The sequence below is a fragment of the Novosphingobium sp. genome, from assembly GCF_027531025.1.
Taxonomy (GTDB): domain Bacteria; phylum Pseudomonadota; class Alphaproteobacteria; order Sphingomonadales; family Sphingomonadaceae; genus Novosphingobium.
In genome coordinates this window covers 49,718-73,322 of the sequence record NZ_JAPZQX010000007.1, presented here as the reverse complement: position 1 = coordinate 73,322, position 23,605 = coordinate 49,718, and the positions used below count along the sequence as shown (strand labels likewise).

Here is a 23,605-nt window from a genome sequence, read left to right as displayed (position 1 = left end):
TTACATGACCGAGGTTACGATCCACCGGGCGCTGCTTTCGGTGTCCGACAAGGCCGGGCTGGTGGAACTGGGCCAGGCCCTGGCTGCGCGCGGGGTGGAACTGGTGTCGACCGGCGGCACGGCCAAGGCGCTGCGTGATGCGGGGCTGGCGGTAAAGGACATCTCGGAGCTGACCGGCTTTCCCGAGATGATGGACGGGCGGGTCAAGACCCTGCACCCCAAGGTCCACGGTGGGCTGCTGGCCGTGCGCGACAACCCCGAACACGCCGCTGCCATGGCCGAACACGAAATCGGCGCGATCGACCTGGTGGTAGTCAACCTCTATCCCTTCGAAGCGACCGTGGCCAAGGGCGCCGACCGCGACGAGATCATCGAGAACATCGACATCGGCGGTCCCTCCATGGTCCGTTCGGCAGCCAAGAACCACGCCTATGTGACGATCGTCACCGACCCGGCGGACTATCCCGGCCTGCTGGCCGAACTTGAGGAAACCGGCGGGGCGACCCGCTATGACTTCCGCCGCCTGATGGCCGCGCGGGCCTATGCCGCGACCGCCGCCTATGACGCGATGATCAGCCAGTGGTTCGCCTTTGCCGACCAGGGCGAAACCTTCCCCGAAACGCTGGCCGTGATGGGCCGCCGCGCGGCCGAGCTGCGCTATGGCGAAAACCCGCACCAGCGGGCTGCGCTCTATCTGCCCAAGGGGCCGCACGGTCGCGGGATCGCTCAGGCTCGTCAGCTCCAGGGCAAGGAGCTGTCCTACAACAATTACAACGATGCCGATGCGGCGCTGGAACTGGCCGCCGAGTTCCGCGGCCAGGACCCGGCGGTGGTGATCGTCAAGCACGCCAACCCCTGCGGCGTGGCCCAGGGTGCCAGCCTGCTCGATGCCTGGCAGGGCGCGCTGCAGTGCGACGATGTTTCGGCCTTCGGCGGGATCGTGGCGGTCAACACGACCCTCGATGGCCCGACCGCCGAGGCGATCTGCCAGATCTTCACCGAAGTGGTGGTGGCCCCCGATGCCGACGAGGCCGCGATTGCTGCCTTCGCGAAGAAGAAGAACCTGCGCCTGCTGCTGACCGGCGATCTGCCCGATCCGCGCCGGGGCGGGCTGATGGTCAAGCCGATCACCGGCGGATTGCTGGTCCAGAGCCGCGACAATGGCGCGATTGGCCGCGATGACCTGAAGGTCGTGACCCAGCGCGCGCCGACCGAGCAGGAGCTGAAGGACTGCCTGTTTGCCTGGACGGTAGCCCGCCACGTCAAGTCCAACGCCATCGTCTATGCCAAGGACGGAATCACCGCGGGGATCGGCGCGGGGCAGATGAACCGCCGCGATTCGTCGCGCATCGCCGCGATGAAGGCCGCCGAGGCTGCGGAAAAGTTCGGCTGGGCGCAAAGCCGCGCGGTCGGCAGCGCGGTTGCCTCCGATGCCTTCTTCCCCTTCGCCGATGGCCTGCTGGCCGCGGCCGAGGCTGGCGCCACGGCGGTGATCCAGCCGGGTGGCTCGATTCGCGACGAAGAGGTGATCGCCGCCGCCGACGCGGCAGGGCTGGCGATGGTCTTCACCGGAATGCGCCACTTCCGCCACTGACGCCATCGCTTTGCCGCAAGCCCTGCTCGCTTCGCCGCTCGGCCGGGCAGGTTTCGCGATTGTTCACTCGACGGTAAGGCGAATTTCGGCAGGAGAGCCATCGCATCGATAACGCTTCTTCGGATTGCGATCCTCATGGGCCTGTTCAAACCCGACCTGTTCCGTTCGCTGGGCCTTGGCTTTGCCCTTGGCACCGTGCTGCTGGTCGGTTCGCTCTGGGCGCAAAGCGAAGACGGCATCACCGGCAAGGTGATCCCCAAGGCCGAAGCCGCGCCCTTGCCCGACCGGACCCGGTGATCCCCCGGTGAGGCGCGGCCTTGCCTTTTCCATCGTTCTGGCGCTCGCCGCCATTTGCCAGCCAGTTGCCGCCAGCGCGGGCGAGGTTGACGTCCTCGCGCCCGCTGCCGCCCGCCAGGCCAAGGAAGCGCCTGGGCTGAAGACCGCGGTCTTCGCCGGGGGCTGCTTCTGGGGCGTTGAGGGTGTGTTCAGCCACGTCCAGGGGGTCACTTCGGTCCTCACCGGGTACCACGGTGGCACAGCCCGGAGCGCGACTTACGACCTCGTCAGCACAGGCCTGACCGATCATGCCGAGGCGGTGCAGGTGACCTACGATCCCGCCGTGGTGCGTTATGACCAGCTGGTGCGGATCTTCTTCTCGGTGGTGGCCGATCCCACGCTGAAGAACCGCCAGGGGCCGGACGAAGGCACCCAGTACCGGGCCGCGCTGGTTCCGGTCAGCGAGGAGCAGCGGCTGGTCGCCAGTGCCTACCTGGCGCAAATGCGGGCTTCGGGCATCTGGAAGCGGCCGATCGTCACGGGGATCGAGCCGCTGCGCAAGTTCTATCCGGCCGAGGCCTATCACCAGGACTTCATGCTGAAGAACCCCCGGCACCCCTACATCCAGGCCTGGGACGTGGCCAAGGTGCGGGCGCTGAAGCGCCGGTTTCCGGGCTTTTTCAAGCCGGGCTTCACCAAGGGCTGAGCTGGGCCTATAACGGCCGCATGGCAAGCCTGCACAACCATCACGAACATTCCGGCCCCGGCCTGATCGAAGCCGCGCGCCGCGCGCTGACTGCTGCGGGCGAGCAATGGACCGACATGCGGGCCGAGGTGTTCCACGCCCTCGCCGCGCAGGATCGCCCGGTGTCCGCCTATGACATTGCCGAGAACGTCTCCAAGGGGCGGGGCAAGCGGGTGGCGGCCAACTCGGTCTACCGGATTCTCGACCTGTTCGTGAAGACCAACCTCGCCCGCCGGGTCGAAAGCGCCAATGCCTATATCGCCAACAGCCACCCCGGCTGCCGCCACGATTGCATCTTCCTGATCTGCGATGTCTGCGGCCGGGCCGAACACATCGACGATGATCGGCTGACCGGCGCGCTGGTCGCGGCTGCCCACGGCGCGGGCTTCGCCGATATCCGCCCGGTGGTGGAACTGCGCGGGGTCTGCGCGCGCTGCAGCTAGCGGGATCGCGCCGTCAGCCGAACTGGGTCAGGCTGAGCAGGTTGCCGTCGGGATCGGGAAACCAGGCCACCTTCGCCCCGCCATCCGGCGAATGCCAGATGCCGTCGGCATCCTGGCCGAACCCGTCGTAAATGGTGAAGGTCACGCCCTTCGCCCGCAAGGCCCGCGCCGTGCCGACGATATCGGCCACGTTCCAGCCCACCACGGTATGGCCCGTCCCCCGATGGCCCGGCATGTCGGTCAGCCGCAGCGGTGTGCGGTTGCCGAGGTCGAAGGTAGCGGCATGGGCATCTTCCCCCAGCAGCCGCAGTCCCAGCACTTCGGCATAGAACGGTTTCGACCGGGTCCGGTCGGCGGTGAGCACGAAACAGACGGGCGCGGCAGCTTGGGGCAGGCTCATGACAGGTTCTCCAGCAATCCTGCACCGTTCCTGCCCGATAGTCTCAATCGACACCACTATTTCAAGCGTGTAAGGGCTGGTGGATGAGTGAGAATCCCGCAACTCCGCTGCTAGATACCGTAAACGTCCCGGCCGATCTGCGCCGCCTTGCGCCCGACCAGCTCCGCCAGCTGGCCGATGAACTGCGCACGGAGATGATCAGCGCCGTGGGCACCACCGGGGGCCATCTCGGCTCGGGGCTGGGCGTGGTCGAACTGACCGTCGCGATCCACTATGTGTTCAACACGCCGGACGACAAGCTGGTCTGGGACGTGGGCCACCAGGCCTATCCGCACAAGATCATCACCGGGCGACGCGACCGGATCCGCACCCTGCGCCAGGGCGGCGGCCTGTCGGGCTTCACCAAGCGCAGCGAAAGCGAATACGATCCGTTCGGCGCGGCGCACAGCTCCACCTCGATCTCGGCTGCGCTGGGCTTTGCCGTGGCCTCCAAGCTGCAGGGCAAGCCGGGCAAGGGCATTGCCGTGATCGGCGACGGGGCGATGAGCGCCGGCATGGCCTATGAGGCGATGAACAACGCCGAACAGGCCGGCAACCGGCTGGTCGTGATCCTGAATGACAACGACATGTCGATCGCGCCACCGGTGGGCGGGCTTTCGGCCTACCTCGCCAAGATCGTCTCCTCGCGCCCGTTCCTGGAACTCCGCGAAGTGGCCCGCAAGCTATCACGCAAGCTGCCCGAGCCGCTGCACGTTGCCGCCCGCAAGACCGACGAATTTGCCCGCGGCATGGCCATGGGCGGCACCCTGTTCGAGGAACTGGGCTTCTACTATGTCGGCCCGATCGACGGGCATAACCTCGATCACCTGATCCCGGTGCTGGAGAACGTGCGCGATGCTGCCGAAGGGCCGTGCCTGATCCATGTCGTGACGCAGAAGGGCAAGGGCTATGCGCCCGCCGAGGCCAGCGCCGACAAGTATCACGGCGTCCAGAAATTCGACGTGATCACCGGCGAACAGGTCAAGGCGGTGGCCAAGGCCCCGGCCTATCAGAACGTCTTCGGGGAAACTCTGGCCAAGCTGGCCGACAGCGATCCGACAATCTGCGCGATCACCGCCGCCATGCCGAGCGGGACCGGGGTGGACAAGTTCGCCAAGGCGCATCCCGATCGCAGCTTTGACGTGGGCATTGCCGAACAGCACGCGGTCACCTTTGCCGCGGGCCTAGCCGCCGAGGGCATGCGGCCCTTCGCCGCGATCTATTCCACCTTCCTGCAGCGCGCCTTCGACCAGGTGGTGCATGACGTCGCGATCCAGAACCTGCCGGTCCGCTTCGCGATTGACCGCGCCGGGCTGGTCGGTGCCGATGGCGCGACCCACGCGGGCAGTTTCGACATCACTTACCTCGCCACCTTGCCCAACATGGTGGTGATGGCCGCGGCCGACGAGGCCGAGCTGGTCCACATGACCTATACCGCTGCCCTCCATGACAGCGGCCCGATCGCCTTCCGCTATCCGCGCGGCAATGGCGTGGGCGTGCCGCTGCCCGAGGTTCCCGAGCGGCTGGAAATCGGCAAGGGCCGGGTGGTGCGTGAAGGGACCAAGGTGGCGCTGCTCTCGCTCGGCACACGCCTGGCCGAAGCGCTCAAGGCGGCCGATGCGCTGGAAGCACGCGGGCTGTCGACCACGGTGGCCGACCTGCGCTTTGCCAAGCCGCTCGATACCGACCTGATCCGCCGCCTGATGGCCAGCCACGAGGTCGTGGTGACGGTGGAGGAAGGCGCGATCGGCGGGCTGGGTGCCCACGTGCTGACCATGGCCAGCGACGAGGGGCTGCTCGATGCCGGCCTGAAGATCCGCACCATGCGCCTGCCCGACACGTTCCAGGATCACGATGCGCCCGACAAGCAGTATGACGAGGCCGGGCTCAATGCCCCGCAGATCGTCGAAGCCGTGCTGAAGGCGCTACGCCACAATTCGGCCGGGATCGAGGAAGCGCGCGCCTGACATGGCGGAGGGCGCAGCTGCTCCGTTCGAGGCGCGCTATTCGATCCCGAAGCTGCTGGGCTGGGTGCTGCTGGTCGCACCCTTTGCGGCATTCTCGGCTGTACTGCTCGTCGGCGGGGTTCGTGGCAACAGCCTGTTCGTGGCAATGCTTGGCGCGATTGGCCTGCTGTTCTTCGGCGACGCACTCCTGGGCTTGCTACGCTCCCTGATCGACCGCCGGGTCCAGCTGCGGATCGATGGCGACGGGCTGCTGCTGCGCGCCCATTCCGCGCGCGCCATTCCGCTGCGCTCGATCCGTAAAGCCGGACTGGACAGCGGCCGGATCATGCTGTTTCTGCACAAGCCGGCCAAGTATCCGATCGAGCGCCCGCTGCGGCGCTTTATCTATCGGATCAACGGCAGCCAGGCGCGCCCCTTCTTTGGCGATGCCTGGATCTGGACCGCGCAATACAACGCCTCGAAGGCTGAAATCTTCGCCGCGATCAACGCCCATATCGTGCCAACCAGGTTCGAACGCGACCTGGCAGCGCGGGTAGCGGCAGCCGAGGGCCAAGCCTGATCAGAAGGGGAACGGCAGGGTTGGCACGTTGCTCGACCACCGCTCTTACTCGACTTCGCTGCGCGTAAGGTTCTGATTCACAAGCCTACCTGACCCCGATGTACCGGTGCCATGCTGCGGCTGACGCCCCGCTGCGCCCCCGGCTATGCGCCGCCTCCTTGGTCAAATCGTCACGCATGAAACCCCAATCCCGAAAACAGAAATGCGTAACACCTGGAGGTTTTGTGTCCCTTTCCATCAAGGATCTTATCGAGGAATCGCTGGCGCACCGCGCCGTCAATCATCCCTATCTGAAAGCCCTGGGCAATGGCGATCTGCCTGACGTGGACTGGGCCCTGCGTGACTTTGCCGATCACTACTATGGCTATTCGCTGCACTTTCCGCGCTACCTGACCACGGTCATCTCCAAGCTGGAAGTACCGGCGCATCGCACCAGCCTGCTGCAGAACCTGACCGAGGAATCGGGGCACTACGACGAAGAGGAGCTGGCCGAACTGGCGGCAATCGGCGTTCAGCGCGAGTGGATCGAGGGGATTCCACATCCGCAGCTGTTCCGCCGCTTCCGCGAGGCGACCGGCATCACCACGCCGCATGATCCGGAGAACGAGGCAATCGAACTGGTTTGCTGGCGGGAATCGTTTCTGGCCACGCTGACCTATGGAACGGCCGCCGAAGCGCTGGGTGCCCTGGGGCTGGGGACCGAGAACATCGTCAGCACGATCTATGTGCCCTTTGTCCAGGCCATCGCCCGGACCGATCTCGCGCCGCGCGATACGGTGTTCTTCCCGCTGCACACCGCGGTGGACGATCACCACCAGGAAGCGCTGGAGGAAATCTCCCTGGCTTTCGCCGCGACGCCGAGCGGCAAGGGCGACCTGCGCCGGGGCATGATCAAGGCGCTATCGCTCCGCTCATCCTTCTGGGACTGGCTACACGAGCGGGCGCTGACCAAGGCCGGCCAGCGCGAACTGGCGCTGGCCTGACGATTGCCTGGGCTCCTTGGCCCGGTCGGTTCGCCGATCGGGCCAGGCCTTTCTCTGCAAGGACATCCCGATCATGAACGCCGATCTGCTGGACCTGATCCGCAACATCGAAGATCGCAAGCCGCTGGCCGAGGGCAATCCCGCCAGCGCCTTTCACGCCGATCTCGTCAACTCGCATCGCGAGATCTATCGCAACCAGAACCCCAAGCTGGGCATCGACTTCTCGGTCGACGTACTCGATTTCCCCGGCACCCAGGCGTTTGATGCGCGGGTAGTGCGGATCGCCCCGGCTGCCAACAACGAACTGCACAAGCACGCCCATGAATCACTGTTCTACGTAATCAGCGGCAAGGCCGAAGTGCGGATCGGCGAGGACCGGCTGGTGCTGGAACCCGGCGGGCTGGCCTTCGTGCCGCGCTGGGTGTTCCACCAGTCACGCAACCTCTCGGACAGCGAACCGCTGACGATCCTGGCGATCACCGACTTCGGGCTGACCAAGGCCGTGCTGGGCGATTATGACAAGCGCACCCGGCTGGCCGCAGCTGGCGAGGACGTGGTCGAACACGCCTGAAACTGGCAGGGTGGCAGGGAATCTGGTGCTAGAACCAGCGCCAGATTCCGGCGGCCATGCCGATGGCGGAGATATGCGCCCAGCTGCCGACCAGCCAGAGCAACAACCCGCCGATCCAGGCGACGGCCCCGGCCCTCGCCAGTCCGCCAAGGCGCGGCCAATAGCTGGTCCTGGCTTCCCACCCAGCCCAGGCCGCGCCCATCAGGGCTTCCTTCTTGCGGTCCTGCATGTGCGAACCGACCAGCGCAAGGAGGCCGATCGCGCCGCACAGCACCAGGCAGCGCGGGGTGGGGCTGACGATGATGTGCGCAAGCGCCCACAGCGCAAAGCCCCACATCATCGGGTGACGGGTGACATGGAACACACCGTGCACCGGCTTGTCGGCCAGTGCCGCCGCGCCCGGGGCGGGTAGCGCCGGATTGCCGAACAGGCTGCCGACGAACAGTACGCTGGCCAGCAGCATCAGTACGGTCCCGATCGCCCAGGGCAACTGCGCCGTGCCATCCCACAGCGGCACGCCGCCCGGTTCGATCGCACGGAAGGCCAGCACCATCCAGGCCATGGTCCCCAGCGAAACCAGCGAATAGACCGCCTGGAACCCCTTGTCCCCCAGCTTGCCGACCAGACCGGCCCGCAAGGGATGCGACATGGCGAAGTGACTGCCGACAAAAGCGGCCGAAGCGGCGATCAGGTTAGCAAGCGGCTGGTCCATCGTTCGGCCCCCATGTTTACGACGTCAACATAGCTAACACAGGCATCGGCCCGTGCAAGCCCCGTTTGGTCAAAGGGACTGCCTGCGGATTACCACTCGTAAGCCTTGGGCAGCGCCCCTTCAGTCGGCACCTTGTAGCGATCGCGCAGCTTCGTCTGGTGGTTCTCCAGCGATTGCTCGACCCCGTCGATGAACACCTGCACCGCGCCCGAAGTGGTTTCCAGCGGATCGCCATCCCAGATCACGACATCGCCGGACAGGCCCGGCTTGAGGCTGCCGAAGCGGCTGTCCATCCCCAGGATCGCAGCTGGAACCGAGCTGATCGCGGCAAAGGCCTGGCCCCAGGTCAGGCCGCTGGCCCCCGGCACCCTGGTCAGCGACACGAGGTTCCCGGCATATTGCGGGGCATAGCGCGGCTGATCGCCAAAGGCGCCCAGGCCCACCCGCACGCCTGCCGCCGCCATCCGCCCGACATTGGACTGGGTGGCGGCGAGTTGCTCGAAGCTGGCGGGCAGGTCGTTGAGCGGGGTTGCCAGCACCGGCACCCCGGCCGCAGCCAGTTCACGCGCCACCATCCAGCCTTCGCTCGCCCCCACGATCACCAGCTTCAGGGCCGGGAAATCGGCCTTGAGCGCCAGCGCCATGCGGATATCGGCGGCGCGTTCGGTCCGGACATAGAGCGGCTGACGGCCGGTCACGACCGGGACCAGCGCGGCAGCATCGAACCGGGTCAGCAAAGCATCGCCGGGCCGTTCGGGCGCAGCATCCTGCAGGCGGGGATCGGCCCCCTGCCCGCCGCCACGCCGGGCCAGTTCGCGCGCTTCCATGAAGGCATTGCGCAGCACGGCATGGGCCGCGGCACGGCTGCCCCCGGCGGCGCGGGCCCCGGCCTCGCCCAGCTCGACATACTGGAAGGCGCGGGCCTGGGTAATCGGCTGGCCATCGCTGGCGAGGTCGATGATCGCACCCTGCCCGCCGAAGATCGCGCCGGTGCCAATCGGCGCAACCGCAGCACGGGTCACGCCCCCGGCGCGGCTGACGGCGATGTGCTGGGCCAGCGGATTGATCGCGGGCGAGAGATCGAGCGCGGCGTTGAACGGCGACTTGCTGTCCGAATCGTTGGATTCGTTTACCGCCTCGACATCGAACAGGCCGATATCGGTTACAGCCACGACGAGGCCGGGCGTGACCCACTTGCCGCCGGCATCGACCGTGCGGATCCCGGCCGGCACGGCCACGCCGGCCCCAGCAGCGACGACCTTGCCCCCGCGCAGCACCACAGTGCCGTTCTGGATCGGGGCCGAACCATCGCCGATCACGACAGTGGCATTGGTGATCGCGACATCCTGCGCCACGGCAGGGGTGGCAAAGGCGATGAGCGCAGCCGCGCCCAGCAGCGTGCGACGCAGGCTCATTTCACGTCTCCTTCACCGACCTGGCCCAGCTCGAAATCGCTGACCGGGCGACGCTTGCGATCGGCCGCATCGAACAGCAGCGCGCCATCGACCCAGACCTTGTCGGGCCGCGAATAGACCGACAGCGGGTTGCCGTTCCACAGCACCACATCGGCCATCTTGCCGGCGGCAAGGCTACCGGTCTGCTTGTCGATCCCCATGGCGGTGGCCGGGTTCAGCGTCAGCCAGCGGATCACTTCGGCATCGGGAATGTCGATCCCGGCGCGGCGGGCATCGCCCTGCGCCTTGGCGGCTTCCTGGTTGAGGCGCTGGATGCCGTTCTCGTCATCCGAGTGGATCACCACGCAGGCGCCGGTCTTGTGGAGGATGCCAGCGTTCTCGGGAATGCCATCATAGCTTTCCATCTTGAAGCCCCACCAGTCGGCCCAGATCGCCGAACAGGTGCCCGATGCCTTCAGCAGATCGCCGATCTTGAAGGCTTCGGTGGCATGGTGGAAGGCGGTGACCTTGTAGCCGAACTCCCTGGCCATATCGAGCACCAGCGCCATCTCGTCGGCGCGGTAGCAGTGGTTCTGGATCAGGATTTCACCCTCCAGCACCCCGACCATCGATTCCATCGCCAGATCGCGGCTCTCCAGCTTGCCGGCGTCACGCTTGGCCTTGTACTCCTTGGCCTTGATCCAGGTCGCGCGGTTGACGGCCATGTTGCCCATCCGGGTGGAGGGCATCCGGCCCTTGCTGCCATAGACCCGCTTGGGGTTCTCGCCGCAGGCCATCTTCAGGCCATAGGGTGCGCCGGGGAACTTCATTCCCTGGATGGTGCGGGCATAGACGTTCTTGAGCGTGACCGAGCGCCCGCCGACGAGGTTGGCGGAACCTGGCAGGATCTGCAGCGCGGTGATCCCGCCATTGGCAAGCGCCCGGCTGAAGCCCGGGTCCTGCGGCCAGATCGAATGTTCGGCCCAGACATCGGGCGTGGTCGGCGCGGTCGCCTCGTTCCCGTCCGAATGGGCATCCACGCTGGGGCTGGGATAGTCCCCCAGGTGCGAGTGGATATCGATGATCCCGGGCGTCACGAACTTGCCGGTGCCGTCGATCCGCCGGTAATTGGCCGGGATCGCCAGATCCGCGCCGCCCACGGCCACCACCTTGCCATCGGCGAAGAGGACCGTGCCATTGTCGATCCGCCCACCCGCGCCATCGAACACGGTTGCGCCGACCAGAGCGGTGGCCTCGCCCGGATAGGGCTTGTAGGTCGAAGGATAAGGATCCTTGTTGAACTCGCGCGCGGCCTTGGCGGCAGGCGAGGGTTCGGGATCCTTCTTCTTGGCAAGGCCGGGCGTCGCCAGCAGGGCCAGGGCCGCAGCCCCGGCAATCAGGGAACGCGTGCGCATCAGGGGCGGTCCTCCAGCGTATCAAGGTGCATCCAGCGCTTCACGATCGGCGAAACCAGCAGCACGGCCACCGCCGCACCGATCGAGATCCAGCCGAACAGCGCATAGATCTCGAGCAGCTTTTCCTTGCTCATTTCCCCGCCATGGCCACCGGTTGCCTCACCGATCTTGCCAGCCACGAAGTTGCCCACCGCCGTCATGTAGAACCAGGCCCCCATGATCAGCGAGGCCAGGAACGAGGGTGCCAGCCGGTTCATGGCCGAAAGGCCAACCGGGCTGAGGCACAGTTCGCCAGTGGTGGCGAGCAGGTAGTAAAGGAAGACGAAGATCACCGGGGTCATCGCCGCAATGCCATAGGCCTCGGCACCCCAGACCAGCACCAGGTTGGCAAGGCCCATCTGCGCCAGGGCCAGGCCGAACTTGGCCGGGGCCGAAGGTTCCTTGCCGCGCCTGCCCAGCCACTGCCACAGCGCTGCGAACAGCGGGGCCAGCAGGATGATGTAGATCGGATTGATCGACTGGAAGATCGCGGCCGGGACATCACCGCGATCGACGAAGCGGTCGGTGAAAAGGTTCATCGAACCGCCGGCCTGCTCGAACAGGCCCCAGAACAGCGGGTTGAGGCTGATCAGGAACAGGATCGCGAACATCCGTTCACGCGGTTCCTTGGGCAGCTTGAAGCTTTCGTAGAGGACATAGCCCAGCAGCGCGAGGCCAGAGACCACCAGCAGGTTCTGGATCACGTCCTGGTACTGGATCAGCGCCCAGATCACCCCGACCGAGGCCACACCGATCGCATAGAGCAGCCACTCGGTCGACTTGGCGAGCGGGGCCGGTGCCTCGCCCGCGCCGTTGAGGGCACTCTTGCCAAGCACGAAGACCACCAGGCCAGCCAGCATGCCCAGGCCCGCGAGGCCGAAGCCCCAGCCCCAGCCGATGGTCTGGCCAAGGTAGCCGACCAGGATCGTGCCAACCGCCGCGCCCAGGTTAATCCCCATGTAGAAGATGGTATAGGCCCCGTCGCGGCGCACGTCGGTCAGCTTGTAAAGCTGGCCAACCATCACCGAGATATTGGCCTTGAGGAAGCCCGAGCCGACGATGATGAAGGCCAGTGCCGCCCAGAACACGTTGATCGTGGGATCGCTCTGCCCGCCAACGCCCTCGACCGCCATCAGGCTGTGCCCGGCCGCCAGCAGGACCCCGCCGAACAGCACGGCCTTGCGCTGGCCCAGGTAACGGTCGGCCAGATAGCCGCCCAGCACCGGGGTGATGTAGACCAGGCTGGCATAGGCGCCATAGATCAGGTTCGACTTGCTGTCGGAAAACAGCCAGTGCTGGGTCAGGTAGAAGATCAGCAGGGCGCGCATGCCGTAGTAGGAGAACCGCTCCCACATCTCGGCAAAGAACAGCATGTACAGGCCCTTGGGATGGCCCGCGAACTCCGGTTCTTTCTGGATCGAGATCCGCGCCCCAATCGCCAGAAACACCGCCAGGACAAAGACCGCGATTGCCGCAATCCAGTCACCCTCGTTCCAAAGCCCCATGTCTTTCATGAAATGCTCCCCAATCGCCGTGGGCCCGCGTCTGGCGCGGGCCATCATGCGCGGGGACACTAACCGTGATTCCGGCGCTGTGAAGCAAAAATCGTTCAATTCGCCGCAATGATCCACCGCCCGGTTGCACGGCGTGCGGAGCGGCAAATCCGCTTGCCTGCCGCGCTGTATTATGGCAGTCAAACAGCATGGCTGGTCATTCTCAACCCGTATACCTCAAGCTGCGCGACCTGATCGCCGCCGGCATCATCGATGGCACCTTTCCCGAAGGGGCGATGCTGCCCTCGGTCCGGGCCCTGGCCGCCGAACAGGGCGCCAACCCACTGACCGTGGCCAAGGCCTATCAGCAGTTCCAGCTCGATGGCCTGGTCGAGGTGCAGCGCGGTGTCGGCATGTTCGTCGCCCGCGGCGCGGCCGAACGCTTGCGCCGCAGCGAGCGCGAGGCCTTCCTGGCCAACGAATGGCCGCAGATCCGCGCCCGGATGGAGCGACTGGGCTTGGTTGCCAAAGACTTGCTGACCACCTGAATAGGGAATTGCGCACAGAGCCGCACTCTGGCATCTAATCGGGCAGGCAGTGCGGCTTGCACCGGGTCGAGAGTCGCATCACGCCGAAACAGAGAAAAACCATAGGGTTGCCCTGCAATCCGTAAGGAAGGCGTGCGATGATCAGATCCGAATTGCTCCAGGCCCTTGCCCGCGACAATCCCGGCCTCAAGGCCGACGAGATCGAGAAGGTGGTCAATACCTTCTTCGACGAGATCGCCCAGCGCCTGGCCCAGGGTGGCCGGGTTGAACTGCGCGGCTTCGGGGCCTTCTCCACCCGTCAGCGCGACGCCCGCCAGGGTCGCAATCCGCGGACCGGCGCCAGCGTTGCGGTGCCCGGCAAGAAGGTGCCCTATTTCAAGCCAGGCAAGGAAATGCGCGCGCGCCTCAATTCGGACTGAGGCCGAACGAGCCAAGCGGCCGGTCCGCGCGGCACCGAACCACTTCCCTATCCAGCCGCGCCGCCGTAAGGCGGGCAACCGCGCGGACGTGGCGGAATGGTAGACGCCGGGGACTTAAAATCCCCTGAGCCTTGCTCGTGTGGGTTCGAGTCCCACCGTCCGCACCATTGGCCAAGGACTGTTACGCCAGCCATTTTAGCGGGTTGATAACGGTTTGCGGGCTAACAGCCTGCCTGACTGCCGTTTTCTGGCAGCCAGGAGATCGTTGGGGTGCACGATCGGGTGACAGGTCCTGGGGAACAACCGGACGGTGCGGAACTGCGCACCGCGCCGCGCGTTTCGCTTATGCTGCGGGCGGCCAAGCTGGTCAGCCCGGCAGGCGAATACCTGTGCATCCTGCGCGACGTTTCGGCGACCGGCCTGAAAGCCAAGCTGTTTCACCCCCTGCCTCCGGGCGAGCCGATCGCGCTCGAACTGGGCAACGGCGCGCGCTATCTGCTCGAACCGGTCTGGGAAGCCGATGGCCATGTCGGCTTCCAGTTTCACGATGGCCCGATCGAACTGTCGGCGCTGGTCGACGAGGCCGGGCTCTATCCCAAGCGGCAGCTGCGGCTGAAGCTGGACCTGCCGATCGACCTGGGGGTGGGCGACATGGCCCTGGTCGGCCAGCTGCGCGACCTGTCGCTGCATGGCGCATTGGTCGAACTCGATCATTTCCTGGCGCTGCGCCAGCTGGTCAAGATCGGCGGCGGCCCGTTCCCGGTGCGGCACGCCCGGGTGCGTTGGCGCAAGGGCAATGCCCACGGGCTGGTGTTTCACGAAGGCTTCACGCTCAGCGAACTGGCCCTGCTGGTCGAGCGGCTGCAGAAACCGCCTGTCATCAATCGGATCGGCCAGCGCGTTAATCACTGATTAGGCATTTTCCTTCACTTTTGGCCTACCGGAACCAACGGGGGCACAATGTCTGTTCAGAACTTCTCGGGTCATGGCTTTACCGCGACCAACCCGCCGCGCGGCGCCACAGTGGACGTGGTGATCATCGGCGCGGGGCCGGCCGGCCTGACTGCCGGCTATCTGCTGACCAAGCGGGGCCTGTCGGTAGCGATCATCGAGAAGGACCAAACCTATGTCGGCGGGATCAGCCGCACGGTCGAGCACGAAGGCTATCGCTTCGATATCGGCGGACACCGCTTCTTTTCGAAGAGCCAGCAGGTGGTCGACCTGTGGAACGAGATCCTGCCCGACGATTTCATCCAGCGCCCGCGGATGAGCCGGATCTATTACGAGGGCAAGTTCTATTCCTATCCGCTGCGCGCCTTCGAGGCCCTGTGGAACCTGGGGATCGTCCGCTCCACGCTGTGCATGGTGAGCTTCGCCAAGGCCAAGGCCTTTCCGAACAAGGCCGTGAAGTCGTTCGAGGACTGGACCGTCAACCAGTTCGGCTGGAAGCTCTATTCGATCTTCTTCAAGACCTATACCGAGAAGGTCTGGGGCATGCCCTGCGACGAAATGAGCGCCGACTGGGCCGCCCAGCGGATCAAGGGCCTGTCGCTGTGGGGCGCGGTGGTCGATGGACTGAAGCGCAGCCTCGGCCTCAACAAGCGGCCCAACGACGGGATGCAGACCAAGACCCTGCTCGAAACCTTCCGCTATCCCCGGCTTGGCCCCGGCATGATGTGGGACGCTGCGCGCGACAAGATCCTGGCAACCGGCAAGGGCGAGGTGCTGATGGGCCATGCCCTGAAGCAACTGGCCAGCGATAATGCCGGCGGCTGGCGGATGACCGCGACTGGCCCGGCAGGCGATACCGTTATCAATGCCGCCCACGTGATCAGCTCAGCCCCGATGCGCGAACTGGCGGCCCGGTTGCATCCGCTGCCGGCCACCAGCTTCAACGCCAAGCAGCTGAAGTATCGGGACTTCCTGACTGTCGCCCTGAAGATCCGCGCCGACGAGGACATGTTCCCCGACAACTGGATCTATATCCACGACAGCAAGGTGAAGGTTGGCCGGATCCAGAACTTCCGTTCCTGGTCGCCCGAAATGGTGCCGGATCAGGGCGTGGCCTGCGTGGGCCTTGAATACTTCTGCTTCGAGGGTGACGGCCTGTGGTCGATGGCCGATGCCGAACTGGTCGAACTCGCCACCCGCGAAATGGCCCAGCTGGGCCTGGTCTCGGCCAAGCAGGTGATTGGCGGCGTCGTGGTCCGCCAGGAAAAGGCCTATCCGGTCTATGACGAGGACTATGCCGCCCATGTCGAGGCCATGCGCCGAGAGCTGGAGGCCGCCTGGCCCACGCTGCACCTCGTCGGCCGCAACGGCATGCACCGCTACAACAACCAGGACCACGCGATGATGACCGCCATGCTGACGGTGGAGAACATCGTCGCCGGGCAGCGCCTTTACGACACCTGGTGTGTCAACGAGGACGCCGAATATCACGAAGCCGGTGATGAAGGTGCCGAAAAGGTGCTGGCCCCGGCTCGCGCGGAACTGACCGAAGACCAGGCTGCCGCGCTGGGTTCGGTTCGCGAAGTGCCGCAGCGCGTTGCGCCCAAGCGCCGCGCGGCGTGATCGGGAACCCCGCCATGCTCCAGCCTCGCGTCCTGGCTGCGCGCTTGCTGAACCGGCACCGGCAATTCCTGGGCTATTTCGTGGCCAGCGTCGGTGCGCTGGCGGTCGACATGGGCAGCTTCCTGCTGCTGCTGGAAACGGCCCTGCCCGCCGGCCTTTGCGCGGCGATCGCCTATACCCTGGGGATCGTGGCGCACTGGATCCTCCTGAGTCGCTCGGTCTTCGAAGCCGGGACCCATGCGCCCGGCAAGGCGCGCACCGTGCAGAAGGCGGTCTTCCTGTTCACGACCTGGGGCGGCCTGGCGCTGACCACCGCAATTGTCAGCGCCGCCGATGCGCTGGGCGCGGACGTGCGCCTGTCAAAGGGCGTGGCGGTGGTGTTCAGCTTCGTTCTCAACTACTTCATTCGCAAGCACTACGTCTTCACCGCTGCCCGGCAGGCAGCGTGAACCGACGGGCAGGGACAGGATCATGGCCGAATACCTTGTAACCGGCGGCTCGGGCTTCTTGGGCACGCTGCTGGTCACGAAGCTGCTCGATGACGGGCACCGGGTCACTTCGATCGACCTCCTCGAAACGACCCTCAGCCATCCGCGGCTCGATGCCGTGGTGGGCGATATCCGCGACCGGGCGACGCTGGACGCGATCTATGCCCGGGTGCGGCCCGATGCGGTGTTCCACTGCGCTGCGCTGCTTGCCCACGGTTCGATCACCGAGGCCGAGCTGATGAGCCACAATGCCCATGGCACCCGCGTGCTAGCCGAGGCTACCGCCGATGCCGGGGTGCGCAAGCTGGTCTACCTGTCGAGCAATTGCCTGTGGGGCCATGGTTTCGACCGGCCCGTGACCGAAGCCGAAGAACCCGCCCCCTGCGAGCCCTATGGGGTCAGCAAACTGGAGGGCGAGCGGATCCTCGCCGGGTTCGGCAACCGGTTCGAGACAGTCACGATCCGCTGCCCGACGATCATCGACGAGGGACGGCTGGGGCTGCTGGCGATCCTGTTCGAATTCATCGCCGACGGGAACCGGGTGGTCACGGTCGGCAAGGGCGATAACCGGTACCAGTTCATCTATGCTGCCGACCTGATCGACGCGATGCTGCGCGCCGCGCACTGCGAGGGCAGCCACACCTTCGGGATCGGTTCGGACAATGTGCCGACCATGGCCGGGTGCTTCCAGCAGGTGATCGACGGGGCGAACAGCCGCTCGCGCTTGCTGGCCCTGCCCAAGGCGCCGATGATCCTGGCGATGCAGATCGCTCACCATTTGCGGATTTCGCCGCTTGGCCCCTATCACTACCGGATGATCGCCAGTTCGTTCGTGTTCGATACCACCGCGATCAAGCGGGTGCTCGGCTGGCAGCCGACGCTGACCAACGGCGAGATGATGCTGAAGGCCTATCGCTATTACCACGCCAACCGGCTGGAGATCGCGGCGCGCAAGGATGTTTCGGCGCACCGCCAGGCCACCCGGATGGGCGTGATCCGCGTCCTCAAATGGCTGACCTGATCGCTTCGACCAACCCGGCCGGAAGCCGCGACTTTCCGCTGCTGCGCCATTTCGGCCTGTGGCGCGTCTGGCTGATCGCCTGCGCGGTGCTGCTGCTGGCCAACGCGCCCCAGATCCTCGCGTTCCAGGCTCGGGATCCGGACGACTATACCCGGCTGCTGCAAGTGCGCGACTGGCTGGCCGGACAGGACTGGTTCGATACGCGGCAATATCGCTGGAACCCGCCGTTCGGGGGGGACATCCATTGGGTGCGGCTGGGCGACCTGCCGCTCGCCGCCGTGCTTTACCCGTTGCAGCAGATCGTCGAGCGGACCACCGCCGAGATCGCCGCGATGACCATCGTCCCGCTGCTGCAGCTGCTGGTGGCCATGGCCGTGATGAACCGGCTGACCGCTGCGCTGGATCTGCCCCGTTCCACGCGCACCATTGCCCTGATCATGCTGCCGACCTTTCCGGTGCTGCTGGGCACCTTCGCGCCACTGCGGGTCGATTATCACGGCTGGCTCGCGGTCTGCGCGCTGGCGATCACCTGGCTGACGGTCGCGGGCGGCTGGACGAGGTTGCTGGCTGCGGGGATCGTGGCGAGTATCGCGCTGGTGCTCTCGCTGGAAACCATGCCCTTCGTGATCGGTACCGGAGGCTGGCTGGCAGCGCGTTACTGGTGGCAGGGCCGCCGCGAGCATGAGCCCTATTTCCTGGGCCTGGCGCTCGGTTCGGCTGCCTTGGTCCCGGTCTTCCGGCCGCCAACGGACCTCCTCACTCCCTATTGTGACGTACTCTCGGCGCCGCACCTGATGGCCTTCGCGGCCACTGCCGCGCTGATCCTCGCCACGCGCCGGGTGCCGACCAGTGCCAGCCGGGCCGTGCGGTTGCTGGTCCTGCTGCCGGTGCCGGTCCTGGCCGCCGCACTGATCGTGCTGCCGCTGGGCATCTGCGCGGTCAGCCCGCTGGCCAATGTCGATGCCCTGGCCCGGTCGCTGTTTTTCGACCGCTTCATCGAAGCTCTGCCGATCACCGCGCAACAGTTCTCGGCGCAGGTCATGTTGCTGTCGACCGCGCTCCTCGCCGGCCTGGGCGGCTGGTCGATCGTGCGAGGCACCGCCGACCCGCACCGCCGCGACCGCTGGCTGACCGCCTGGGTCCTGGCCATGCTGGCCGCCGCGGTTTCGCTGGTGCTGCTGCGCGCTTCCGTCGCCGCGCAGCTGCTGGCCGTGCCGATCTGTGCGGTACTGGTCGCCACCTGGCTGCCGCGGGCCCAGGCCGTGCCGCAGCTGACCCGCCGCCTCGCGGCCACGCTGGCCTGCCTGGGGCTGTTGACCCCGGTGCTGCCGACCGCGCTTGCCACCCACTTCGACCAGCCGCTGCCCTTCGACCGCGCAGCCCAGCCTTATGTCGGCAGCATCTATCGCTGCGACTATCGCCAGCTTGGCCAGCTGCCGCCCAGCCGCCTGTTCACCCCGATCGCGAAATCATCCGAACTGATGGCCAAGAGCGCGCACAGCACCATTGCTGGCACCTATCACCGCTCCGACCGCGAGATCCACGCTGTGATCCAGGCCTTTGCCGGGCCGCTTGACGGGGCCGAAGCCATCGTCCGGTCATACCGGTCCGATTACCTGGTCTATTGCGCCAGCGATATCGAACCGGCCTTCCTTGCCGCGCAGCGCGCCGACAGTCTGGCCCGGATGCTGACGAGCGGCCAGCTGCCGGATTGGCTGATGCCCGTACCCGCCTTCGCCACGGGGCCGCTCAAAGTCTATCGGGTGCGTCAGGCCGGGCGGAACAGCAGCGCGTCACCGTTTATGCAGTAACGCTTGCCCGTCGGGCGCGGGCCATCGTCGAACACGTGGCCCAGATGCCCGCCGCAGCGCGCGCAATGCACCTCGGTGCGCGGATAGCCGACGTCATAGTCGATCGAGAACCCGGTTGCCCCGCGCCGCACCTCCCAGAAGCTGGGCCAGCCGGTCCGGCTGTCATACTTGGTGGCCGAATCGAACAGCGGATTGCCATCTGCGGCGCAGACGAACACGCCCTTGCGCTTTTCATGGAGCAAGGGCGACGTGCCCGGCACCTCGGTGCCCTTCTGGCGCAGGATGTAGTACTGCTCGCGCGTCAGCCGCTTTTTCCACTCGGCATCACTGTAGCGGACCGGCCAGGTCCGCGCCTCGGCCTGGCCGCAGGCGGCCAGCGCGCCGGAGGCCGCCCCGGCACCCAGCCAGCCCAGCAACTGCCGACGGTGCAGCATCAGAACTTGGCCATCAGAACTTGGACAGCGTCACGCCCAGTTCGCGGAAGCCGTGGACGAAGTTGGCGCGGACCCGGCGGACATTGCCGGTGACATTCACCCGCATCCGCCGCGCGTGCATTTCTTCCATCAGGATCTTCAGCTGCAGCTCGGCCAGGCGCGCACCCACGCAGCGGTGGATGCCATAGCCGAACGACAGATGGCGCCGGGCATTCTCACGCGTGACGATCAGCTTGTCCGGGTTATCGAACACGGCCTCGTCGCGGTTGGCCGAGATGTACCACAGGATCAGCTTGTCGCCCTTCTTGATCTGCTGGCCGAACAGGTCAGCATCCTCGGTCGCGGTGCGGCGCATGTGGGCCAGCGGGGTGACATAGCGGATGCATTCCTGCACCGCGTTGGGGATCACCGAGGGATCGGCTTCAAAGATCGCGCGCTGGTCAGGGAACTGGTCAAGCGCCTGGACGATGCCCGACATGGTGTTGCGGGTGGTATCGTTGCCCCCCACGATCAGCAGCACCAGATTACCCATGAACTCCTGCGGGCTCATGTGGTTCATGGCGTCCGAATTGATCATCATCGAGATCAGGTCGCGGCTGGGCGGCGCGCCGGTGCGCTCCATCCACAGGCGGCCGAAGTACTGGGCCATTTCCTGCAGGATCTCGAAGCGGGTGTCGTTGAGCTCGCGCGCCAGACCCAGTTCGACATCGCCCGCCCAGTCCGACCAGAAGGTGAGCAGGCGGCGGTCTTCCCACGGGAAGCCGAACAGGATCGCCAGCATGCCAGTGGTCAGTTCGATCGAGACCTTGTCGACCCAGTCGAACTCCTCGCCCCAGGGCAGGCTGTCGAGCACGGCGGCGGTGCGCATCCGCACCTCGGCCGCCATCTTGTCGATCTCGCCGGGGGTGAAGGCCGGGGCCACGGTACGGCGCTGGCCGGTATGCTCGGGCCGGTCCATCGCGATGAACATCGGCAGGCGGCGTTCCTCGAGATGTTCGGGGGTCACATCCTCCGGCGGATCGCCGATCGTGATGCCGCCATACTGCCACGAGGAGGAATAGAGTTCGGGCAGCGATTCGACGTGCTGGATCGTCTTTACGGTCGTGACGTTCCAGTAATTGCCATAAGGCGTCCCCTCGACCCAGTTAACCGGAGCCTTGGCCCGCATCTCGGCAAAGATCGGCTGCCAGCGGTCCTCGACAAAGATGTCGGACCGGGAAACGTCCCACGGATGGGTATGCTTGGGCAGTTCCTGCCCGTGTTCCTTCAGCCAGGCTTCGAAAGCCTCGATCGCCGTGGGCGAGGTGCGGTACTTGAACGGGGCATCGGCAATCTGCGTGGCCATGACATATCCTCTTCCGCTTGCGGCTGTGCGCAATCAGTTTCCCATCGAGACTTATCTGGACTAACTTACCAGAGAGTCAATAGGCCCTAGGGCGGACAACCTAATCAGCGCACGGCTGGGCGCGAACGCAGCCGCGCCAGCAGTCCCTTGCGCTCGCTACCGCCCCGCGCCGGGCCGCTTTTCATCACCCAGCGGCGGAACACGTTGGCCCCGACCCGGACGAAGATCGCCACGCAGACCACCTGCCAAGCCAGCGCCAAGGCATGGGGCAGCAGGGCATCGTCCTGCGCCGCGCGGGCCAGCATGGTGAAGGGGCTGCTGAACGGCACGGCTATCGCCGCCAGTTCGGCCAGGCTGCCAGGGCGCGCCATCGCCCACGAGGCGAAGAAGAAGTTCAGCAGCTGCAGCATCGTGACCGGCATCGACAGGGTCTGCACCTCGCGCACGGTTGCCGCCATCGAACCGATCGCCAGAAACAGCGAACCCAGCAGCAGATAGCCCATCGCGAAATAGGCCGTGCCCAGCACGAAGAACAGCGGCCAGCCGACGGCCGGGGCCGGGAACTGGCCCAGGCTGTTGCCGGCGGCAAACCAGATCGCCCCGCCCGCCCCGGCCCAGACCGTGATCCCGACCAGCGACACCGCCAGCATGGCAAACAGTTTACCCAGGAACACGGCATCCATCGGGATCGCGGCGGCCAGCACCTCGATGATCTTGTTGCCCTTTTCCTCGACCAGGTTGGACAGGACCATGCCCGCCAGCAGCATGGTCAGCAGGAACAGCACGGTCTGGCCCAGCTGCGCGGTCAGCATCCGGCTGCGCGCCTCGTCGGCGGTGGTGGCCAGGGCCAGGGGCTTCAGGCCGACTTCGGGATAGCTGGTGGCCGCGCCGCGCTGCGCCTCGGCGGCGAGCAGGGCCACGGGGCCGCGCCATTGCTCGATCCGTTCGGCCGGACCGGTCAGCACCGGCTGGCCGGGCGTTCCGGTCAGCACGGCGGCCAGGTTCAGCCGCTTGTCCTGCACGGCGGCGGCGGGATCGAACTGCTGGCCGGGCTGCAGGTCACCCACAGTAACCAGCACCGGCAACGCCCGGCCCAGTTCCGGCTGCAACTGGCGATAGGCCGCGAGCATGGCCCTGGTATCGGCCGGCGCCATGGCCACGCCCAGTTCAGGCCGAGCGGCGCTGCTCTGCACATCCTTGCCGATCCCCCCGGCCAGCCCGCCAACGAGGATCGGGAACAGCGGGCCCAGCAGGAAGAAAAAGAATGAGCGCGAGAACAGGATCGCGGTGAAATCGCGCCGGGCGATCACCATCGCCGCAGCCAGGGTCGAAAGGCGTCCGCTCATCGTGATTCGTCCTTGTCCTCGGCCAGCGCCCGCGCGGCCGCCTCACCAGCGATGGCCACAAAGGCATCGTGCAGCCCGGCCCGCTCGATCGACAGCGAAAGAATCCCCGCCTCGCCCTCGATCAGGGCGCGCAGCAGCGGCTCGATCCCGCTTTCGGGGAGCGAGAAGTACCAGTAATGGCCTTCATGCCGGGCATCGGCGGGCAGGGCCTGGCGCCAGGGGCCATCCCCGGCGCGGGTTTCCAGCCGCACCTGGGCCGGGATCCGGTCCCGCGCGACATCGACCGGACCGGCGAAGGGCACCTTGCCCCCGGCAATGATCGCCACCTCGTCGCACAGCCGTTCGGCATGGGCGATCACGTGGGTGGAAAAGATCACGGTCGTGCCCTTCTCGGCCAGGCCGCGCATCATCCGTTCCAGCTTGCCCTGGTTCAGCGCGTCGAGGCCGGAGAACGGCTCGTCAAACACCACCAGCTTGGGTTCGTGGACCAGCGTGCCCAGCAATTGCACCTGCTGGGCCATGCCCTTGGACAGCTGGCGGATCTGCCGGTCGATCGCATAGCCCAGGCCATGCTCCTCCAGCAGGATCTTGCCGCGCCGCCGCCCTTCCTCCAGCGGCAGGCCGCGCAGGGCGCCCAGGAAGCCGATCGCCTCGTAAGCCTTCATCGCGGGGTAGAGCCCGCGTTCCTCGGGCAGGTAGCCGATCAGGTGGCTGATCTCGTGCGGGCGTTCGTGGCCGAGCACGCGGCGCACGCCCTCGTCCGGATCGATGATTCCCAGCAGCATCCGCAGCGTGGTGGTCTTGCCCGCGCCGTTTGGACCCAGAATGCCATAGATCGCGCCTTGTGGGACGGTGATGTCGACGCCATCGACGGCGGTGAAGCCATCGAACCGCTTGACCAGCCCGCGGGCCTCGATTGCCAACGGTCGCGCCGTTTCCCCGTCCGCGCCGTTGCCCGCCATCTGCCATTCCCCTAGCTTCATGATTTG

General features: G+C 66.2%; 24 protein-coding genes and 1 tRNA gene. 16 read left to right on the top strand and 9 right to left on the bottom strand.

Annotated elements, in window-relative coordinates:
* Window positions 1-4: 4 nt before the first annotated feature.
* From purH to O9281_RS11150, 4 genes are all read left to right on the top strand, one after another.
* On the top strand, window positions 5-1,594 hold the full coding sequence (purH, locus tag O9281_RS11165; protein ID WP_298185735.1) for a bifunctional phosphoribosylaminoimidazolecarboxamide formyltransferase/IMP cyclohydrolase: 1,590 nt from the start codon (window positions 5-7) through the stop codon (window positions 1,592-1,594).
* A gap of 135 nt (window positions 1,595-1,729) precedes the next feature.
* Entirely contained in the window at window positions 1,730-1,891 is a 162-nt protein-coding gene (locus O9281_RS11160) for a hypothetical protein (RefSeq protein WP_298185732.1), read from the top strand.
* Between the two features lie 7 nt (window positions 1,892-1,898).
* A complete protein-coding gene (gene msrA, locus O9281_RS11155) occupies window positions 1,899-2,576 on the top strand; it encodes a peptide-methionine (S)-S-oxide reductase MsrA (RefSeq protein ID WP_298185729.1) in 678 nt (225 codons plus the stop codon).
* A 20-nt stretch (window positions 2,577-2,596) separates the two neighbouring features.
* Window positions 2,597-3,058 (top strand): Fur family transcriptional regulator, encoded by a 462-nt coding sequence (locus tag O9281_RS11150; protein WP_298185726.1) that lies wholly within the window; start codon window positions 2,597-2,599, stop codon window positions 3,056-3,058.
* Between the two features lie 13 nt (window positions 3,059-3,071).
* Here the strand turns inward: O9281_RS11150 and O9281_RS11145 are convergent, their stop codons facing one another.
* Complete coding sequence (locus tag O9281_RS11145) at window positions 3,072-3,458, bottom strand: VOC family protein (protein WP_298185723.1); 387 nt, start codon at window positions 3,456-3,458, stop codon at window positions 3,072-3,074.
* Window positions 3,459-3,541: 83 nt separating this feature from the next.
* Between O9281_RS11145 and dxs the strand changes: the two genes are divergently transcribed.
* The 4 genes from dxs (at window position 3,542) to O9281_RS11125 (ending at window position 7,577) form a co-directional block, all read left to right on the top strand.
* Window positions 3,542-5,464, top strand: a complete 1,923-nt coding sequence (gene dxs / locus O9281_RS11140; protein ID WP_298185719.1) for a 1-deoxy-D-xylulose-5-phosphate synthase — start codon at window positions 3,542-3,544, stop codon at window positions 5,462-5,464.
* A gap of 1 nt (window position 5,465) precedes the next feature.
* The gene (locus O9281_RS11135; protein ID WP_298185716.1) at window positions 5,466-6,023 is read left to right on the top strand and encodes a hypothetical protein; all 558 of its coding nucleotides are present in this window, start codon (window positions 5,466-5,468) and stop codon (window positions 6,021-6,023) included.
* A gap of 224 nt (window positions 6,024-6,247) precedes the next feature.
* Window positions 6,248-7,006, top strand: a complete 759-nt coding sequence (locus O9281_RS11130; RefSeq protein WP_298185714.1) for an iron-containing redox enzyme family protein — start codon at window positions 6,248-6,250, stop codon at window positions 7,004-7,006.
* A 73-nt stretch (window positions 7,007-7,079) separates the two neighbouring features.
* Window positions 7,080-7,577, top strand: coding sequence for a cupin domain-containing protein (locus O9281_RS11125; RefSeq protein ID WP_298185711.1), 498 nt, complete (start codon window positions 7,080-7,082; stop codon window positions 7,575-7,577).
* Window positions 7,578-7,605: 28 nt separating this feature from the next.
* On the opposite strand, the gene O9281_RS11120 is transcribed toward O9281_RS11125, so the two are convergent.
* From O9281_RS11120 to O9281_RS11105, 4 genes are all read right to left on the bottom strand, one after another.
* Window positions 7,606-8,289 carry an NnrU family protein gene (locus tag O9281_RS11120; protein ID WP_298185708.1) on the bottom strand — a complete coding sequence of 228 codons (684 nt, stop codon included), beginning with the start codon at window positions 8,287-8,289 and terminating at the stop codon, window positions 7,606-7,608.
* 89 nt (window positions 8,290-8,378) lie between these two features.
* Window positions 8,379-9,704 (bottom strand): amidohydrolase family protein, encoded by a 1,326-nt coding sequence (locus tag O9281_RS11115; protein ID WP_298185706.1) that lies wholly within the window; start codon window positions 9,702-9,704, stop codon window positions 8,379-8,381.
* Window positions 9,701-11,098, bottom strand: coding sequence for an amidohydrolase (locus tag O9281_RS11110; RefSeq protein ID WP_298185702.1), 1,398 nt, complete (start codon window positions 11,096-11,098; stop codon window positions 9,701-9,703). The genes O9281_RS11115 and O9281_RS11110 overlap by 4 nt, the downstream gene beginning before the upstream one ends.
* Complete coding sequence (locus O9281_RS11105) at window positions 11,098-12,651, bottom strand: peptide MFS transporter (RefSeq protein ID WP_298185700.1); 1,554 nt, start codon at window positions 12,649-12,651, stop codon at window positions 11,098-11,100. The genes O9281_RS11110 and O9281_RS11105 overlap by 1 nt, the downstream gene beginning before the upstream one ends.
* 188 nt (window positions 12,652-12,839) lie before the next feature.
* Here O9281_RS11105 and O9281_RS11100 point away from each other — a divergent pair, with 188 nt between their 5' ends.
* The 8 genes from O9281_RS11100 (at window position 12,840) to O9281_RS11065 (ending at window position 19,491) form a co-directional block, all read left to right on the top strand.
* Complete coding sequence (locus tag O9281_RS11100; protein WP_298185698.1) at window positions 12,840-13,178, top strand: GntR family transcriptional regulator; 339 nt, start codon at window positions 12,840-12,842, stop codon at window positions 13,176-13,178.
* A gap of 137 nt (window positions 13,179-13,315) precedes the next feature.
* Window positions 13,316-13,597, top strand: a complete 282-nt coding sequence (gene ihfB / locus O9281_RS11095; RefSeq protein WP_298185695.1) for an integration host factor subunit beta — start codon at window positions 13,316-13,318, stop codon at window positions 13,595-13,597.
* 82 nt (window positions 13,598-13,679) lie between these two features.
* Window positions 13,680-13,764: transfer RNA gene (locus O9281_RS11090), tRNA-Leu, on the top strand.
* A gap of 103 nt (window positions 13,765-13,867) precedes the next feature.
* Window positions 13,868-14,509 (top strand): PilZ domain-containing protein, encoded by a 642-nt coding sequence (locus O9281_RS11085; RefSeq protein ID WP_298185692.1) that lies wholly within the window; start codon window positions 13,868-13,870, stop codon window positions 14,507-14,509.
* A 48-nt stretch (window positions 14,510-14,557) separates the two neighbouring features.
* Window positions 14,558-16,171 carry an NAD(P)/FAD-dependent oxidoreductase gene (locus O9281_RS11080; RefSeq protein ID WP_298185690.1) on the top strand — a complete coding sequence of 538 codons (1,614 nt, stop codon included), beginning with the start codon at window positions 14,558-14,560 and terminating at the stop codon, window positions 16,169-16,171.
* A 14-nt stretch (window positions 16,172-16,185) separates the two neighbouring features.
* Window positions 16,186-16,620 (top strand): GtrA family protein, encoded by a 435-nt coding sequence (locus O9281_RS11075; protein ID WP_298185688.1) that lies wholly within the window; start codon window positions 16,186-16,188, stop codon window positions 16,618-16,620.
* 22 nt (window positions 16,621-16,642) lie between these two features.
* The gene (locus tag O9281_RS11070; protein WP_298185686.1) at window positions 16,643-17,680 is read left to right on the top strand and encodes an NAD(P)-dependent oxidoreductase; all 1,038 of its coding nucleotides are present in this window, start codon (window positions 16,643-16,645) and stop codon (window positions 17,678-17,680) included.
* A complete protein-coding gene (locus O9281_RS11065; protein ID WP_298185684.1) occupies window positions 17,668-19,491 on the top strand; it encodes a hypothetical protein in 1,824 nt (607 codons plus the stop codon). The genes O9281_RS11070 and O9281_RS11065 overlap by 13 nt, the downstream gene beginning before the upstream one ends.
* Here O9281_RS11065 and msrB read toward each other — a convergent pair.
* The 4 genes from msrB to O9281_RS11045 form a co-directional block, all read right to left on the bottom strand.
* Window positions 19,449-19,925 carry a peptide-methionine (R)-S-oxide reductase MsrB gene (msrB, locus tag O9281_RS11060; RefSeq protein WP_298185681.1) on the bottom strand — a complete coding sequence of 159 codons (477 nt, stop codon included), beginning with the start codon at window positions 19,923-19,925 and terminating at the stop codon, window positions 19,449-19,451. The genes O9281_RS11065 and msrB overlap by 43 nt on opposite strands.
* Window positions 19,926-19,938: 13 nt before the next feature.
* The gene (locus O9281_RS11055; RefSeq protein ID WP_298185678.1) at window positions 19,939-21,270 is read right to left on the bottom strand and encodes a cytochrome P450; all 1,332 of its coding nucleotides are present in this window, start codon (window positions 21,268-21,270) and stop codon (window positions 19,939-19,941) included.
* Window positions 21,271-21,374: 104 nt separating this feature from the next.
* Window positions 21,375-22,616, bottom strand: coding sequence for an ABC transporter permease (locus O9281_RS11050; protein ID WP_298185676.1), 1,242 nt, complete (start codon window positions 22,614-22,616; stop codon window positions 21,375-21,377).
* Window positions 22,613-23,599 carry an ABC transporter ATP-binding protein gene (locus tag O9281_RS11045; RefSeq protein ID WP_298185674.1) on the bottom strand — a complete coding sequence of 329 codons (987 nt, stop codon included), beginning with the start codon at window positions 23,597-23,599 and terminating at the stop codon, window positions 22,613-22,615. The genes O9281_RS11050 and O9281_RS11045 overlap by 4 nt, the downstream gene beginning before the upstream one ends.
* Window positions 23,600-23,605 lie beyond the last annotated feature (6 nt).